Here is a 15,525-nt window from a genome sequence, read left to right as displayed (position 1 = left end):
AGATGATCAGGAAGCTTTTGGTCGCCGCTGCTGCGGCCGCATCGCTGTTCGCGGGCTCGAGCGCCATGGCGGCTCAGATCGTGACGACGAACGACAACTACTTCGAAGAGGGCAGCGGGTTGGCCTACCCGTACACCTCGTTCCTTGCGCCAGACGCCGGCATGCAGGCGTTCGTGAAGATCTTCTTCGACGGCGGATCGCTCCGCCCCGACTCCATGCTTCAGACAACCCGCGACGTGACCTACAGCTACTGGGACGCGGGAATCGGCATGGTCAACGGCAACGAATATGCCTTTGAACAGGTCTGTTCCGTCGCCAACGGCTGCATCCAGATCAAGGGCCCGGGTTACGCGGTCGCCAAGCTTATGACGCCGCGGAACTGGACGAAGAAGGAATGCACCGCCGCTACCTCTGGCTACTGCAGTGAACTGTACTGGGATAACGCGCTCACCTACTTCGAGGGCATTTTCATATCGGACGGATCTAGCGACCGAATGCGCGTGTCCATCCAGGTGAGCGACTTCACTGCCGTGCCGGAACCGGCTACCTGGGCGATGATGATCGTCGGCTTTGGCTTGGCCGGAACCGCCCTTCGTCGCCGTCAGGCCGCGTACAGCTGAACGGGATCGCCGTTCGTCTTGAACGCGCCGATCGGGCTAGACTGATCAGCCGGGCCGCCGACTTTGGCCCGATAGTGGGCCTGCCAGTCGGCCAGGTGACGCAACGATGGTCCGTCCACGGGGTCGTTCCACACCGATCCGTAGGCCGTATCGCCCGTGGTCGCGGTGTAGCTGACGAAGATGTTCTCACCGTACGACGCCAGGGAGCCACCAGCGGCGTAGCTGACTGAGATGCTAGGTCCATTGCCGATATTCCGGCGGATGCGGCCCTGAGTACCCGAGATGTTGTTGCAGGAGATCCGGCCGGCGGCGGCAATGAAGTTCGCCGTCGGCACGTTCTTGCAGCCCATGATCGAGTTGTTCTCGATGATCGGGTTCTCGGCATAGTTCACGGCAATGCCGTTCACCATGTCTCGATTGTAGGTGTTGTTGATCACCTGGGGGGCTTTGAGAATCACGGGATAGCCGGTGCCCGAGCCCCTGACGCCGTCCCAGCCGCGGGCCACGACCTCGTTGTCGTTGTTCGCGAACCAGACACCCTGGGAGCTGTTGTAGACCTTGTTGGCCGCGGGCACGTAGCCCTTGCTGTCGGGGTTCGGATAGGGCGGCGAGGTGTAGAACGGCATTGTGTCGCGGCCCAGCCCGCGGCTCATGCAGTTGTTCCAGACCTTCGGGCCATCAACCGAGCCGAACAGGCACTTTGACCAGTCAAACGACAGGCTGTCGCCGTGGGGCTGAACGTTCGTGTCGTAGGGGCTGTTTCCGGTGAGCTTCTGCTGCGCGGTTAGAGCGTCCCACGGACGAACGCCGGTCACCTTGTCGTAGAGCACGTTCCCATAAACGAGCGGGCCCGTAGAGTTGGAGATGTTGATCTCGTCGTTGGAGACCCGATAGACCTCGTTGAACGAGACCTCGTGGAAGCAGTCGGCGCTGTCGTGGTGGTCGTTCTGATCGGTAGGAAGCGCCGTCCAGGCCGTGCCGAAGTCGAATTTTGTAGGGCTGTTGAGCAGGTAAATCCCGCCCATGACGTCGTGGACCCTGTTACGCCGAACACGCCAACGCCGGGCCGTGTAGGTGGTGTAGATTCCGGAGAACTGATCGCCGCCGTACTCGCTGTTCGGCGTCGAGCTGATGTCGCAATCCCAAATATCGATGTGGTCTGCACCAGCCGTTTCCATGAAGACGGCAGTCGTCGAAGCGATGGGCTGAACCGCGGCAGACGTTAGTTGCCCCGTGAAATACTGGAACCGCAGATAGTCGACGCGGTGGAGCTTTTGCCCCTCCAGCTTTATGCAGCGCAGCGTGGCGGCTAGCGGCGTTTCGGGACGGATAACCACGTGATTTTCGCCCGTGAAGGCCGCAGCGCGGGCAGCCGTCTGCGCAGCGGTGTAGGTAGTCCGGAGGCGCCAATCCGCGCCGGTCGGGTTAAGCACGGCCCCGTCCCGCACTTCGATAACGTAGCCAAGCGAGGCGTCGCCGTTCAGGACGGTCCTGAGTTGCGAGTTGGCCTCGTCATTGTTGGCTGCGGGCGCTGGCCGCCACGTGATCGTGTAGCCGTTCTGACTGGCGACCGACACCGACAGAGCGCCCGTTCGACCAGTCGGATTGGTAAGCCCAGCGTCGGCGTACTCAACCAGGGTGCCAGAGTAGGTGCTTCCCGCCGCCCACGCGGGGGCAACGGCCCCGAATGTACCGACCGGAACAAGCTGGTTGAGATCGTCAATCCGGACATAGGTGGCGGCCGCACCCGTGACCTTCAGGTAGCCTGTGCCGCCGTATCCGCATTTGTGGCCACCGTGCCCTGCGCGCGTCTTCGGCATGAATCGCACGGTCTGTGACACCGGAAGCACCGGGTCCTGCGGGATCTCCTCTGCGATGGCGTCGCCGGCCTCGCTGATGGCAACCGTCGGGGAATGCGGCGAGGCGTTGGCCCCCTCAACCCGGAAGGATGGCGCCTTGCCCTCATCCTCAGCCGTCGGCGTGTAGACGGTGTTCGTTGCGCCCAAGACCGGGGTGTCGTCCATCAGCCACTGATAGCTTAAGACCTCCGCGCCCACCCAGGTGCCGGGCAAGCCCGTCATGGGCACGCCAACCCGGAAGTCGCTTGCCTCAATCGTCGGCGGCGTGACGCACACCGGCGGCGAGATAGCCTGGGCGATGCCGCGCGAAGCGACCAGCTTCAGTTCCGCACGGCTCATTCAACCCACTCCAAGCAAGGCCAGATTGCTGGTGACGGTGGCGGGCGGCGGTGCGCCAGCAACTTTGTAGATTGCCCAGTTCCCGTTGTACGAGTTCGAGGCGCTGTTGGTCGGGTTGTACGTGTCGGCCGCGGCCGAGGTGACAACCCTCCCCGCCAAGTGGACTTTGCGGTTGTCAAAACTCACCGAGCCGAGGTCGGTATAGTCTGCGTCCTCGGTGATGTTCCCCGCGATCGACGAGAAGTACATGCCGCAGAGGATGACGCTGTTGGCCTGACTCGCCGCATCAACGCTCAGCGTCGGCGTGGTCGTGGTCGCTCCCGCCGTTCCCGCGCCCTGCTTGTCGAACAGGTCCGAGGTGTTCATCTCGGTCATCTTGCCGAGAACGATCGCCCGACGCCCGGCCGTGCCCGAGAAGTTGAACGTCAGCGTATCAGCGGCGGCCAGGGCGTTCGTGATCACCGCATCGACGAAGTACCAGCGCTCAGTTCCGGCAGAATTGTACGCGGTGCGGATCGTCCAGGTGTTGCCCTTCGGATCGGTGATGCTCGACAGCAGGACGCTGGATGAGGCGTAGACAAAGCCGGCGACAACGTCGCCCACCGCCGCCCCAGCATCGAGCGTCAGCACCCGCGCATCATTGCCTATCTGCGCGTTCGTTCCGGCCGTAGCCCCGATGGACGCGAGTGCAGTAGCCATGGCTTACGGCGCTCGGAAGCCGAGGTTGACCACAGCGCCGGTCGTCGGCGCGGTGCTGCCGGACAGATCCTTGATCGCGGCCATGACGATGCCGACACCAAAGTTCAGATCGAGCCCAGCGACGTTCGCACCCTGCTTTGGGCCGAGTGGGAAGCTCTGCGCCGGCACGTCGGTGCCGAGGGTCACGGCGGCGGTGGTCGCCTTGTCGAAGAGCTGCACGCTGAGCGTATCGGTGGCGTGCGGGTTGTAGATGAAATAGTTCGTCAGCACGCCCGGAGAGCCCGTCACCAGATACTTGGCGGTACCGGCCACCGGCGTGTAGTGCATCGCCGACGGGACTTCGTTCACAGCTGCGGGGTCTTCCGAGAGCATTTGCTCGGCAACCGTTTCGACGGCAGTTTTGACCGCATCCTGGGTGGCCTCGGTCGCGAGGGCGTCGAGCGCAGCCCTATCCTCGGTCGCGAGCGCAACACCCAGAGACGCATTGCGCGCCTTGGCCCCGATGCTGGTCGGGAACAACGCGATCAGGCTCGTCGCCCGCTGCGCCAGGCGCTGCAGGCGTCCATTCAGGCCAGCCGATGCGGTGTCGGTCGTAGGCGCCGTCTCAGTAAGTGCGCCGAGCAGACCCCGGTCCTGAGTGGAGAGAACGACCGGAGCAGAGTCCGCTTCGTCCGCCGGACCGTTGGGGTTGGGGGTTTTGATTGCGCGTTCGACGTCGTTGGCGTCGAGAACGGCGATGTCGTCAGGCCATGCCATGGTCAGAACTCCCTGAAGAGCAAGGCGAGGAATTGCGAGTTGCTGGGGGTGCTGAAGTCCAGCCGGCGGCCGTCTTCAGGATCTGGGGGCGGCGGAGATACGCTCTGCCCCGTGGCCATGTTCAGCGGCGTCACGAGCCGCCCGACAATGGGCTGCACCAAGCGCCGCATCAGGCCGCGTCCAGCCCGTAGACGTACGGCCTCGAGCGCTTCTGGACTGGGAAGCCCCGGGTCTCGCCAGCGGGGACGAAGTGATCAGCAGACGTTGCCGCGGCGCCGGTTTCGCTGATCCGAACGTAGGTGTTCACGCCCGGCACGATCGCCGCATAGACTGTCGAGGCGCCAAGGCGATGAGCTTGCCCGGACGCAAGCGCGGTCCTGCGCGCCGCAGGGGGCTGAAGCGGTTCGCCATGTGCAGAAACGGCTTCGTACTCAAAGAGGGTGAGGGCCACGAGCCAACTCCTTGCTTTCTATTGAATTTCGAGATTGGAGCTAGAAGAGCTCGATCAGGTATCCGACGGCTCCGCCGCCTTCGTCGGTGTCTACGCCTGGCCAGACCACGGCTTCCCCGTTGCTGTACGCAGAGGGGGGCTTATCGGCGCCGCGCTGCCGACGGGGCGTTGTGCGCGACACACGGCTCGTGAAGCCCGTCGGAAGCGTCAGCGCTGAGCCCGATAGGGTGTCGTGGGCGATCGTGACGACGCGCTTGCAGTCCAGCCGCTTCGTGAACCCAGCGAGGGTGAGTGAGCTCGCTCCCGCGCTTCCGCCCTGGCTGCGCATCGCAGCGACGTTCGCGCCGCGATAGACCAGCGTGACCCATTGGATCGAGCCTGACCCGCCGAACTTCACAGTGCCGGCCTGCGACGCGTCGATGTCGTCTTGGGTGACCTGCTTCCAGAACACCCCGCCCGCCCGGCCCCAATTGTCGGAGCCGGTGACGCCGGTCAGGCTGCCGTTCGAGGTGAACACCGGAAGGGCGAGAACCAGGTCACCTTCCTGGGCGTCGGTGTGGAAGGTGAAGGCTGCGGGCATGACCGCGTTGCCGTTCGCCGAAGAGATGAACGCCGCCTCGATGGCGGCGGCCAGGTCGGGCACGCTGTCTGGGTAGAGGCGCGACCCGCCCCAGATCAGGCGAACACCGCCATCCCCGCCGCCAGTGCCCGCCGCCCAACCGCCCCAGCCGCACTTGACCGCGCCCAGTGAAGTGGTCTTGTCCGCCGAGCGCCCAAGTAGGCCCGTACCCTCGCCGTTGGCGCTCTGCCAACCTGTCGGGACGCCGTTCGCGTCACCTCCCCGGCCGCCGCCGCTGTCGGTATCGGCGAACGCGCCACTCGTGGTGTCGTAGTAGTTTCCACCCTTGCCACCGGCCCCCGCATAGCCCGCAGCACCACCCCCGAGGCCGCCATTGCCCGGCGATCCGCTGCCGGGCGATCCGCCGTCGCCGCCGCCACCCCCCAGCGTCGGATGCTGCGGAACTCCAAGGTTTCGGTTGGTCGCAAAAAGCAGGTTGGTCGCGCCACGGCGAACGTAGCTTTCCTTGTCGGCGAACAAGCCGTTTCCGTTGGCGACCTTGATGATCAGCCACTCGCCCGGCGTGACCGGGATGCGATTGCGCCAGTGGTTGTTCGCACCCCAGCCGCCGTTGAATGGCGAGGTGTTCGGCCCTGGAATGCCGCCCCCGATCGCAACGCCTTCGAGATAGCGAACGCCGGCAGGCACTCGGAACGCATAGGTTCCAGGAACCGTCCACTCAGCTTGGCCGATCGGCGAGACACCGCGTCCGCCCAGCAGGAGGCGACGACCAAGCGTCACGGCGCAGAGGCTCCGGCGAAAGCGTAGTCGACCCTCGTCCCGGCGCTAGTGGTCGTCAGGGTGAGGAAGTTTCGCGCATTGGTGGTCGTGTTGAAGATCGGCGTGTCGCCGATGTTCTTGAACGCCGCTCCGGGGGCGAAGGTCGCTCCGCCGGCCGCCACCAGGATCAGGCTGAGGGTCTGCGCGTCAGTGCCGGCCGCGAGGTTGCTCAGCGTCAGGGACGTGATGTTCGCGTCCCAGGAAACCTCGAAGACGGACGCGGCAGCGCAGTCGAGGGTGAGTGCGCCAGCCGCAATGGACGGCCGCGCGACCTTCTGCCGATCGACAAGGGCCAGAAGCGCCTGCGCCCCGATGTTGGCGCGGGCCTGAACCTTCTCCGCATCATTGAAGGACTGGGCGGTATCAACGCGCACAATCTTCGACACGTCGAAGCCGGCGATGTCCTGGGCTTCGTCGCGAGCTTGCTCGGCAGCAGCTTGAGCGGCCTCGGCTGCCATTTGTGCAGCCAGGGCTGCAGCCTCCGAGGCCTCAGCGCCCGCCTCAGCGGTTTCAGCGCCTTCCTGGGCGGCCTGAGCCGCAGTTATGGCCTCATCGACGTCCCCGAACTTCTCGTTGATCGCTACCGTCTGGTCGCGAGCCGCCTCCGCCGAGATCTTCGCAGCTTCGGCCAGGTCGGCAGAAGCCAGCGTGGCGTCCTTCGATGACGTGACGCCATCGTAGTTCACCCCGGGAATGGGCGTGTTGTCCGCTTCCGTGGCAGCGATGCTGTAGACTTCGACGTTGTCAGCCCAGATCGCAGGGAAGACCCCAACGTCATTCGCCACAACGGGGTTGGGCAGCTGAACGTCGAGCGCGGCGGTCGTGAACACCGACTTCAGCGCCGTGGTGCCGTTCTCGTAGAAGTACAGCAGCGCGCCTGGGATGCGGTTGCCGTTATGGTCCTCCGCGGGCATCAGGCCCGGGATTACGATGCGTCCTGCAGCCATGCGGACTCCGTGAATTTGGACGCGACGTCATCTCGACGTTGCTGTGTTCTGAGCGCTGGTCGGGGTTGGGGGCTTAGCCGCCCTTCACGCCCTCAGGTTGCCGTGGCATGATGCGGTCGCATGACTGAGAAGCAGAAAGTGACCGACGCAGAGTTCGTGGTGGTTGAGCCGCCTCGTGACGTGCCGATCGCTCATGTGAAGGAACCGATGCTTACCGCTGGCTGGCCCAAGAAACTTGCGGCGATGCTAGTCGTGTTGGCGATCGGAACGCTGTTCCTACTGCATGCCAACGGCGACTGGCCGTTCAACCGGTAGCCCGAGGTACGCCGCCGCGTCAGTGTAGAGCGGCACTATTGCCGGATCACGCGCGGCAAGGGCCTGGAGTTGCGCCAAGGCTGCACTAGCCTGCCCCGGGCTCGCCGCTCTGTAGATAGCGTTGAGCGCGGCCTGGGCAGGACGGCTATACACGCCAGCCCCGGTCATCAGACCGCCCAGGCCAGCAGCTGCAGCCGTCGGGCTCACCCCAACTGCAACGCCCCCCCCGGTGAGGCCGCCGGCCGTCATCAACGAACGGAACGGCGTGCCGCTGTCGGGGACAGTCTGGGGCAGAACCTGCATGGCCGGTTCGGTGAGATCTTGCAGCAGCGCATCGCCTTGGGCGAAGGCGCGATTGCCGGCGGAGGTGTCCATGCCCTGGACTGCCCGGTTCAGATCGGCTGGGGTGAACACCCCGCCTCGCGCTGACGTCCCGGTGTACTGGCTGGCCTGACGAATGCGCGCGAGATTGGCGGTCGCAGCATCGGCCGCCCGAACAGCTTGGAAGGCCTCCGGGTTCTGCCGCTGCAGCACACCGAGGTGTGCATCCCTCAACCGTTGCAGAGCGTCCTTCAGGATCGTTCCGCCGGGTTGGCTGGCGCTCGCGTTGTCGGCGGCTCGGATCGCCTTGCCAAGGTCGCTGTCGATCACCTTCCACGCATCGCCGTCGACGGCGGTTGCGAACCGGGACGACATGTCGCCCATGATGGTGTCGAGGCTTTCTCGCTGCGCAGCCGTCAGGTTCGGCGTGTTAGCGACGCTCAAGAACTCCTGCGAGAGCTGAGAGTCGGGAGCGACCCGAACACCCGTCAGCGCCTTTTCGTAGGCGTTGGAGATGCGCTCGGCAGCGTGCCGCACCCCATCGCGCCCCACATCGACAGTCGCCGGCATGGTCTCGCCAATGGGATCTAGTGTGCGACCGAGAGCGGCCCGGTCAAAGCTCTCAACTCCACGAATCCGCGCCTCTCGGATCGCATCTCCCAGGATCGGAACGCTGGTCGCAGCGTCTTCCGCGCGCTGAGCCACGCCGCCCATCATCTGACCGGGAGTGAGCTCAACGCCCTGCTGGGAAAGCTGTCGAGCCGCTGACGGCTTGGCTCGCGCCCGCGAAGCCCCCGCGGCCAGCTTATTGGCTCCAGCCGTCATCAGGCCAGCGGTGCCGGCGACGAGCGCGGTCTCCTTCGCTGCACCCGGCAAGCGCTCGGCCAGATTGCCCTCTTGGCGAGCCAAGGCGAAGGGTGCGTTCTGAGCGGCAGCCGCTGCGCCAGCCTTGACCGGATTGCTGAACATCGCAGCGCCGGTTGGGCGAGCCGAAGTCACGATCGTTCCAATTGAAGCTGCGGTGTTGAGCATCGGACGTTCTTGGGCAACACGAGCGCGCTCCCGACGCTCGAAGTCCATGGCCGCCTTGCCGGCTACGGCAGCCGGAATCTCAATAGGCTTCCCTGTCATCCGGCGAACGAGGTTTTCGCCACCTTGCATGGCGTAGTTAATCCCGCCGGCCACTTCGTCGAAGGCGCCGGTGTTACGGGCGACTTGGCCCGCCAGATCGTCCAGGGTTGAGGCGATCCCGCCCCCGAAACGCTCGTTGTTCTCTCGCCGGAAGGCGTCGCGTTTTTCGACACGCTGCATGGCCTTGCCATACGCGGTCGTCGGCTTCTTCCGCTCGTAGCGCGCAGCAACCTTCGCAGCGGTTTGCGCATCAGGAGCGTCGATCTCGACGGTTCTGCCGTCGCCGAGCTTAACCTCGAAGGTCTTCACTTCTCGCGGACCTCGTAGACGGAGTCGCCGATCTTCACTTGCGCGCCGCCTCCCCCACTGGCGGAGGCCGAGCCGCTGCTAGCTTTGGCCGGAGCGCCCACACCCGGAGGCGGAAGACGTTCGGCGGAGTACTGCCCCCACCAAGCGTCAAAGGTCTGGCCGCGCGGGTTCGTGGCGCTCGGCGAGCCGAGGCGCGACGTCCAGGTTCGCAGGCCGTTGGCATAGGCTGCCTGGCGGCGAGCCACCCACTTCTGGGCCTCGAGAACTTGCCGGTTGGTCTCTTTCGTCGCGTTGGGGTCGGCCTGCAGGCGCTGGATGAACGCCAGCTCCTTTTCCGACAGCGGGCCTTTCAGCTTCGAGACATCGCCCAGCGCACCTTGGCTTCCGATGTTGCGGAAGAGTTCGAGGTTGGTCGTCTCTTCCCGGTTGGGGATGCCGGGCAGTATGCTGAGCGGTGTTCCACCAACCGCGCGCCCAAGGTCGATGCGCAGATCGGCCAGCGGGCCGGTCGGGGTGCGATCGAGGAGCGCCAAGCCGCGGTTGGCGGTGGCCTCCATGCCGTAGGCGTTGCGCTCACCCTCGCCGGCCGCCTCCAGACGAGCAACGTCGCCCTTGGCTTTCTCTCGGGCCAGAGTTTCCGCGTAGACCTTGTTGGGGTTGCCGGCCCCTTTTCCCGCCCAACGGATGCGGCGGCCCTCGTCATTCACGGCGACCGTAGTGCCGAACTGCTGCGAGAGGCCGGGATCGATGCGGAAGCCTTCCGGAAGGTCGTCCATCAGAATTCCTCCCAGCCGCCGCCACCACTAGCTCCGCCACCAGCAGCAACGCGGTTCTCACGTTGCTGGGAGAGCGCCAGATTACCCTGCGCCACGCCGAGCTGCCCTTGGCTGATCCGGAGCTGCTGCTTCCGATAGTCCTCGTCGGCGGCGAATTTCTTGTCGTCGCGCTGATTGCCCAGGTAGTCCTTCAGACCGAGCGCCTGGCTGTAGATCGGAGCGAGATTGGCGTTTGTGGGCTCGAACGAAGCGAGTTGGTCTTGGGTGTAGCCGGCCGCCAGGAGTTCGGGGGTGTGCTCAGCTATGAACGCCCGCCGCCGATCCATGTCGCTTTCAGGAATGTCACCGAGCGGCGCCACGATGGCGGCGATCCGTTCGGCCTTCTCCTTCATGAAAGCGCGATCAGCTTCACTGGCGGCAGCGATGGCGGCGGCAAGTTCCTTACCGATCTCGAAGTCGCCAGCGGCATAGGCGGCCTTCACCGCGTCGCCGCCCTTCCCTTCAGCGTACTGCCGTCCGTACCCTTGCATGCGGTCCTGCGTGGCCCGATCGGTGCCGAGTTGCTCCAGCTTCAGGCCGACGCCGTAGTCTCCGACGCCATAGGCCGCTTCCGCAGCGCCCCGGTAGTCGCCGCGGGACATCGCGCCGCCGATCATCTGCGCGGCTTGATCCTTGCGACGGGTCATCGCGCCTTCACGACCAGCCTCAAAGGCGTTGATCGCGTCTGCGACACGGGGAACGTAGAGTTCAACCATCAGGATGCCATCCAGGTGGGGTTGTAGCCGTTCGAGTAGCCCTGGTTCGTGATCGGGGGCGTGCCGGCGGTCTTGGAGCCCAGGTATTGGCCGCCGAGATAGGCGCCGGCTGTCATCAGGTTGCCTAGCCCCTGGTTCCACGCATTCGCGGCGTTCATGCCTGCGTTGCCCTGGGCTTGGGCTCCGGCGAGGTTCAGGTTCGTGGAGTTGTTCGCGAAGCTCTGAGCGGCGTTCTGGTTCTGGGCGGTCGCGGAAGACCCGAACCCGGCCAGCGTCATCAGTTGATTGTTTCGCGTGTCGTATCGGCTGTCGAGCCGCGAGCGGTCCGTCTGATATTGCGCTTCATTGAAGTTGCGATCGGCGTTGTATTGGCCGGTCACGTAGTTCCGCCAGTCGGTGTATTCGCCGTCAGCCATGTTCTGGCCGTAGCGGGTTAGTGCCTTCATGCGCTGGCCGCTCATCAGGCCACGGTTGGCCGATGCCATGGAGCCGAGCGCCTTCTCTCCCTCGGCGAAGCGGAACTCGTAGTCCGGCGACGCGCGGAAGGCGTTGAGGCTGACGTCGAGGGGAGCGAGTGCAGCACGCTCCGTCATCGTGTAACCGCCGACTGCCGTCGGATCGGTGTAGCCGGCTTGAGCGCCACCGGGGCTGGCCGCAGCGGGCGCGCTCTGGGCCACCGCCATCATCGGCAGTTCCCCCCGAGCGCCATAGTTGTTGACGTGCCACTGGGCGTACGCCTCAGGCGAGTTCGCGCCGATGGCCTGGAGGTTGGCTTGAGACTTCGCGTCCCGCGTCGCCTCCTGCCGGTACTCTGCCGCAATGTCAGGATTGGCGGCCAGATAGGCGTCCCAGTCGACGCTGGGAGCCGAGCCGCCGCCCGCGGAAGACGAGGAACCGGTCATGCTGACGGGCCCCAGGCCAAACGCACCACTCAGCGCGTTGGCCGCGTTCAGACCAACCTGACGGAAGGGCTCGTTGTCGGCGCGGTTTTGCTCATAGATCTCGCGTTGAAGCGCCAGCGAGTCCTGGGTCGCCTGATATTGCTGGTTGCCGGCCTCGCGAGCAGCCTTGGCTGCGTTCGCAGAGCCGATCATGGTCGCACCTGCGCCGATGGCAGCAGATGCAATCGCAGCGCCACCAGAGGTGCCAAGCGCTGCTAGGCCAGCGCCAATTGCGGGAATTACGGGCATTCAGCGGCTCCTAGCTGGCGAAGTCAGCCATGCGTCGCGGGTGAGCATCCACAGCCGCAGCACGCCGTGAGGCGTAGCTTGATGTTCGCCAAGTCGAACAAAGCGGAAGGTCTTGGGCGGCCTGGACTGCGGGTGCTCGGTTTCGTGAGTGATGACGAGATCGGCACGGTCAAAGATCAGATCGAAGGCTTCTCGAGCGGCCTGGAAAGCCTCCCTCCCCCAACCTTCTGGGGTGAACAGCGTGTGGAGCTCGTAGACCCGACCGAAGCTGTCGGCGGGCAGGAAGATGAAGCCGCCATGCTCGGCGCGGAGTGGGACGGCTCCGGCCGGGAGATTGGCGATCAGCTCTGGATCATGGCCACCCAGAAGGTGGGCCAAGGCCGGATGTGAGGCGATCCCGACCCAAAAGTCCGGGTCCCGGTCTTCAACGATCAAGGTGAGATCGCCGTAATGCGCCCCTGCCCGTCGACCGTTATCGACGTCGGGGAAGCGTGGGTGCCCGCGACGCCAGGCACCGCGGCCAGCGCGATCGTCGGGTTGCCCGACACGCCGTTTCCGTTCGTCACGGCGATCTGGCCAGCGGTTCCTGAGATGGTGCGCTTGGTGAAGTCGTCGGGGTCGACCTGGACCAATACGCCGGCCGTCCCGTTGAGCTCTGCCAGGCCGTCGAGAACGTCACTCCGCGGCTGGGCCCCCTCGGCATTGTACCCGCCGAGCAGATCTTCAATGGCGATGAAGAAGCTCATCCACGCCTGATTGATCGAGCCGTCTGGCGCCATCAGCGGCACGCTCATCGGCGGAACTTGAAGGCGAGCCACTAGACCACCTCGCTATCGATCTCAGCGAAGACGCCCAGGATGGCGCGGCGCACGGGATCGGTGATGCGGATCTTGAAAGCCATTTGCCGGCCGGCCCCCTGCGAGCCGAAGAGGACGCGCCTCTGACGTTCGCCCGCCTTCCCGTAGCGCCTGATCTTCGGCCCGCTGTAGACCTCCCCATCAGTTGTGCGCTGGAGCGTGATCGCGGGGTCTTGGACCAAGGTCCCCGAGCCCGGCTGCGTCAGAACCTCCACCTCCTGGACGGAGAAACGCTTTCCCGCGTCGAAGGCGTAGGGGGTGACCATTTCGAAGGCGAGGACGTCGCCGTCTTCGTCGTGAACGTCACCTTCCAGCCGGTAGATCTTCCCGTCGGTCGCTGACGTGCACAGCTTCAGCCCGTAGGCCTCAGCGAAGTGCTTCGCCTTCCATGTCGGGGAGTCGTGAGACGCGCGCTCATGCCAGAGCTCGGTCGACTGATCCCAGACGATGCAACCTTCGGGGTTTCGGAAGATGACCCAGAGGTGACCCTCGTGAACCAGCGAAGAGGCCACGGTGAGTTCAGGCTGCAGCCACGAGAGAATGATGCGCTCGATATCGTGGTGGCTGATCCGGGTGGCCGTAATGCCATCCAGGCGGCGCACGGTCCGGTCTGGCGCCATCCAGAACATGGTGTCGGCGCACGATGTGACGGCGAGCATGCCCACCAGGCCGGCGTCGATCAGAAGGTCTTGGTAGGGCGCAAACGGGAAGTCTGCTCCGCCGACGTTCTGCTGCGCTTCAAGGCTCGACGTTCCGAAGAGGTAGAGCGTCCGCCGGAGCACGAAGGTGCGGATCAGGATGTCGGGCTTCCACTCCGCCGAAGCGAAGTCCAGAGCGTCGTAGTCCAGGGGGGCCTGAAGCCCCGAGATGAAGAACTGCTGGGTGCCCGTCTCGCTGAACACGAAGAAGCCGTCCGTGTAGGCGACCGACGACGCGTCAGGAGCGTCCGGATCGGTGACGATGTTGAGCGTCTCGCCGTCCCAGACGTAGATTTCGTTCTCGGCCGTGATGACGAGGTTTGCCCCGTCGGTGGCCATGCAGACGTCGTCAACGCCAGGGATGTCACCGAGCTCAGTCGTCACGCCGCCAACCGCGACGAGATAGAGCTTCTGCCCGGCGACCGCATAAATCTGGTCGGCCATCATGGCCTGGCCCCGCGGAGGGCCCGCTAGGCCCATGCACCATGGGAACAGTCCAGGAGCGCCGTAGACCGGCGTCGGCTGCTTACCGTCGGGCTTGGCCTCCATGTAGCCGTTGATCAGCCGCTCGACGCTTTCCGCCGGCACCTTAGCCGGAGCAGTCTTGCGTCCGTGCTGGAGCAGTACGCGCTGCCCCATCAGGAGTATTGCCCTCGAACGACTTCGCGGGCTTCGCTGGACTTCAGGGCCGCAATGGACGCTCGCGCAGGATGAAGATCGTTTTCGAAGCCTTTGCCACGCTTACCAAAAGCGCCGCACGCGAGGGCCGCGACGTAGCGCATCAACGGCAGGCTGATCTCGGCCGGGATTTCATCGGGCCCCCACCAGCAGAGCCCCTTTTCTTTGAGCTCAGCGGTGGCGCCGTCGATGAACAGGTCCAGCAGCGAAGCCTGGTCGGCCTCAATGTCGTCCGTCGGATCGACAACGGTCAGGTGCGCAAGCACCAGCCGGCGGAGGTCGGCCTGCGTGGCCACAGCTTAGTCTTCGCCCGCTTGGAACTGGGCGACTTCCAGGGCCGCCTGCAGACGCGCGGGGCCCCAACGGCGGTCGTACTGAGCGCCGAGGCCATCAAGTTGGGCGAACAGCGCGTCTTTCTCAGCCGAGGAGGTCGAGCCGCCAGGCTTGCCGTCCCCATCCGGATCGAAAGCAGCAAATGAACCGACGCTGGGCGAGGGCTCGGCCTGAGCGGCTTCGGGCACCGTGATGGTGTAGGTCTGCCCCGGAACGATATCGCTGACGCCGCCAACCGACAGACCGTCCGAGGTCTCGAAGTGATTGTTGCCGGGAAGCTTAGCCTCCAGCACTCGCGGTAGGTCGCCGACCCACTCGCCTTTGGGGAAATCGACGCCGTAGAGGTGCATGACATCGGGCCCCTCGCCATTTCGGCGCGGGTCACCCACGAAACGTGCTTTCATCGTCATTCTCTCGAGTGTGAGGAAGGTCCGCGCGGGGAGCCAATTCGCGGCAAGATGAACCGGGGAGAAATCACCCGGCCTGGGCCACCGCGTTTACGCCAAGGGGCGCATCAGCTCCGGTTTTGTCGCCCCTGGCGCGGCCAGCCGGCGAGGAGAAAGGCCCAGCACTAAGAAGTTCGGGGAGGGCTAGCCCACCCTCCCCTGCGTCCTACGGGACGACGTAGTGGATGACCGCGGCGAGCTTGCCGGTACCGCCAGCGGCGGCCACAGCAACGCATTGCGCCTGAACGATCGTCTCACGGGTGAAGGTCGGCGGAGTGGTGAAGCCCAGATTGCGCTGGGTCGCCACCACGCCGTTGGTTACGTCCACACCCGGACTGTCGCCGGAGATCAGGCCGAAGTTGCCGAAGCCGTCCGGGTCAGCCGTCTCAGCGCCATTGCCCGCCCACCCAAGATCGATGTCGAGGGTCTCGGTGCCGGTGTCGATGTCGGTGGCGGCGAAATAGCCACCAAGGACGACGGCGCCGGCCGGCAGTTTGCACAGCTGCCAGATGTCACCGACTTCAGGCACCTCGGTCAGGGTGAATTCGCCTCGGGCGACCTGCAGAGTGCCGGCGCCATGGGTCTTGTAGACGGGGAAGTCGGCCGCAGCGCGCGCCCCGACGAAAGTCTGAGCCGCCATGAGCGA

General features: G+C 65.0%; 18 protein-coding genes. 3 read left to right on the top strand and 15 right to left on the bottom strand.

Translation table 11 applies throughout. The features are described from left to right. Positions 1–2: 2 nt before the first annotated feature. Entirely contained in the window at positions 3–620 is a 618-nt protein-coding gene (locus ACSQ2H_RS08205; RefSeq protein WP_436060950.1) for a PEPxxWA-CTERM sorting domain-containing protein, read from the top strand. On the opposite strand, the gene ACSQ2H_RS08200 is transcribed toward ACSQ2H_RS08205, so the two are convergent. From ACSQ2H_RS08200 to ACSQ2H_RS08175, 6 genes are all read right to left on the bottom strand, one after another. Further along, positions 602–2,818 (bottom strand): hypothetical protein, encoded by a 2,217-nt coding sequence (locus ACSQ2H_RS08200; protein WP_436060949.1) that lies wholly within the window; start codon positions 2,816–2,818, stop codon positions 602–604. The two genes, ACSQ2H_RS08205 and ACSQ2H_RS08200, sit on opposite strands and share 19 nt — an antisense overlap. Further along, positions 2,819–3,517, bottom strand: coding sequence for a hypothetical protein (locus ACSQ2H_RS08195; RefSeq protein WP_436060948.1), 699 nt, complete (start codon positions 3,515–3,517; stop codon positions 2,819–2,821). It abuts the gene before it with no gap. Between the two features lie 3 nt (positions 3,518–3,520). After that, positions 3,521–4,273, bottom strand: coding sequence for a hypothetical protein (locus tag ACSQ2H_RS08190; protein WP_436060947.1), 753 nt, complete (start codon positions 4,271–4,273; stop codon positions 3,521–3,523). 169 nt (positions 4,274–4,442) lie between these two features. Further along, entirely contained in the window at positions 4,443–4,724 is a 282-nt protein-coding gene (locus tag ACSQ2H_RS08185; RefSeq protein WP_436060946.1) for a hypothetical protein, read from the bottom strand. Between the two features lie 40 nt (positions 4,725–4,764). After that, entirely contained in the window at positions 4,765–6,084 is a 1,320-nt protein-coding gene (locus ACSQ2H_RS08180) for a hypothetical protein (RefSeq protein WP_436060945.1), read from the bottom strand. Then, positions 6,081–7,070 (bottom strand): hypothetical protein, encoded by a 990-nt coding sequence (locus ACSQ2H_RS08175; protein ID WP_436060944.1) that lies wholly within the window; start codon positions 7,068–7,070, stop codon positions 6,081–6,083. Before ACSQ2H_RS08175 ends, ACSQ2H_RS08180 begins: the two co-directional genes overlap by 4 nt. Before the next feature lie 120 nt (positions 7,071–7,190). Between ACSQ2H_RS08175 and ACSQ2H_RS08170 the strand changes: the two genes are divergently transcribed. Next, the gene (locus tag ACSQ2H_RS08170) at positions 7,191–7,385 is read left to right on the top strand and encodes a hypothetical protein (protein ID WP_436060943.1); all 195 of its coding nucleotides are present in this window, start codon (positions 7,191–7,193) and stop codon (positions 7,383–7,385) included. Here ACSQ2H_RS08170 and ACSQ2H_RS08165 read toward each other — a convergent pair. Genes ACSQ2H_RS08165 through ACSQ2H_RS08150 form a run of 4 tightly spaced genes read right to left on the bottom strand, consistent with a single transcriptional unit; the run spans position 7,347 to position 11,771 of the window. Then, on the bottom strand, positions 7,347–9,146 hold the full coding sequence (locus tag ACSQ2H_RS08165) for a hypothetical protein (protein ID WP_436060942.1): 1,800 nt from the start codon (positions 9,144–9,146) through the stop codon (positions 7,347–7,349). The two genes, ACSQ2H_RS08170 and ACSQ2H_RS08165, sit on opposite strands and share 39 nt — an antisense overlap. After that, the gene (locus ACSQ2H_RS08160; protein WP_436060941.1) at positions 9,143–9,922 is read right to left on the bottom strand and encodes a hypothetical protein; all 780 of its coding nucleotides are present in this window, start codon (positions 9,920–9,922) and stop codon (positions 9,143–9,145) included. Before ACSQ2H_RS08160 ends, ACSQ2H_RS08165 begins: the two co-directional genes overlap by 4 nt. Then, entirely contained in the window at positions 9,922–10,677 is a 756-nt protein-coding gene (locus tag ACSQ2H_RS08155) for a hypothetical protein (RefSeq protein WP_436060940.1), read from the bottom strand. Before ACSQ2H_RS08155 ends, ACSQ2H_RS08160 begins: the two co-directional genes overlap by 1 nt. Continuing rightward, the gene (locus tag ACSQ2H_RS08150; protein WP_436060939.1) at positions 10,677–11,771 is read right to left on the bottom strand and encodes a hypothetical protein; all 1,095 of its coding nucleotides are present in this window, start codon (positions 11,769–11,771) and stop codon (positions 10,677–10,679) included. Before ACSQ2H_RS08150 ends, ACSQ2H_RS08155 begins: the two co-directional genes overlap by 1 nt. Before the next feature lie 174 nt (positions 11,772–11,945). On the opposite strand from ACSQ2H_RS08150, the gene ACSQ2H_RS08145 reads away from it, so the two are divergent. Then, positions 11,946–12,257 (top strand): hypothetical protein, encoded by a 312-nt coding sequence (locus ACSQ2H_RS08145; RefSeq protein ID WP_436060938.1) that lies wholly within the window; start codon positions 11,946–11,948, stop codon positions 12,255–12,257. Positions 12,258–12,298: 41 nt separating this feature from the next. Here ACSQ2H_RS08145 and ACSQ2H_RS08140 read toward each other — a convergent pair whose 3' ends face one another. From ACSQ2H_RS08140 to ACSQ2H_RS08120, 5 genes are all read right to left on the bottom strand, one after another. Further along, on the bottom strand, positions 12,299–12,661 hold the full coding sequence (locus tag ACSQ2H_RS08140) for a hypothetical protein (RefSeq protein WP_436060937.1): 363 nt from the start codon (positions 12,659–12,661) through the stop codon (positions 12,299–12,301). Between the two features lie 23 nt (positions 12,662–12,684). After that, the gene (locus ACSQ2H_RS08135; protein ID WP_436060936.1) at positions 12,685–14,061 is read right to left on the bottom strand and encodes a packaged DNA stabilization protein; all 1,377 of its coding nucleotides are present in this window, start codon (positions 14,059–14,061) and stop codon (positions 12,685–12,687) included. Then, the gene (locus ACSQ2H_RS08130) at positions 14,061–14,396 is read right to left on the bottom strand and encodes a hypothetical protein (RefSeq protein WP_436060935.1); all 336 of its coding nucleotides are present in this window, start codon (positions 14,394–14,396) and stop codon (positions 14,061–14,063) included. The genes ACSQ2H_RS08135 and ACSQ2H_RS08130 overlap by 1 nt, the downstream gene beginning before the upstream one ends. 3 nt (positions 14,397–14,399) lie before the next feature. Further along, a complete protein-coding gene (locus ACSQ2H_RS08125) occupies positions 14,400–14,837 on the bottom strand; it encodes a hypothetical protein (protein ID WP_436060934.1) in 438 nt (145 codons plus the stop codon). Positions 14,838–15,045: 208 nt separating this feature from the next. After that, a complete protein-coding gene (locus ACSQ2H_RS08120) occupies positions 15,046–15,519 on the bottom strand; it encodes a hypothetical protein (protein WP_436060933.1) in 474 nt (157 codons plus the stop codon). Between the last annotated feature and the right edge of the window lie 6 nt (positions 15,520–15,525).

This window comes from Phenylobacterium sp. LjRoot97, assembly GCF_964254345.1.
GTDB lineage: Bacteria > Pseudomonadota > Alphaproteobacteria > Caulobacterales > Caulobacteraceae > Phenylobacterium.
Note: the sequence above shows the minus strand (reverse complement) of the source record. Positions and strands in the feature narration are given on the sequence as shown.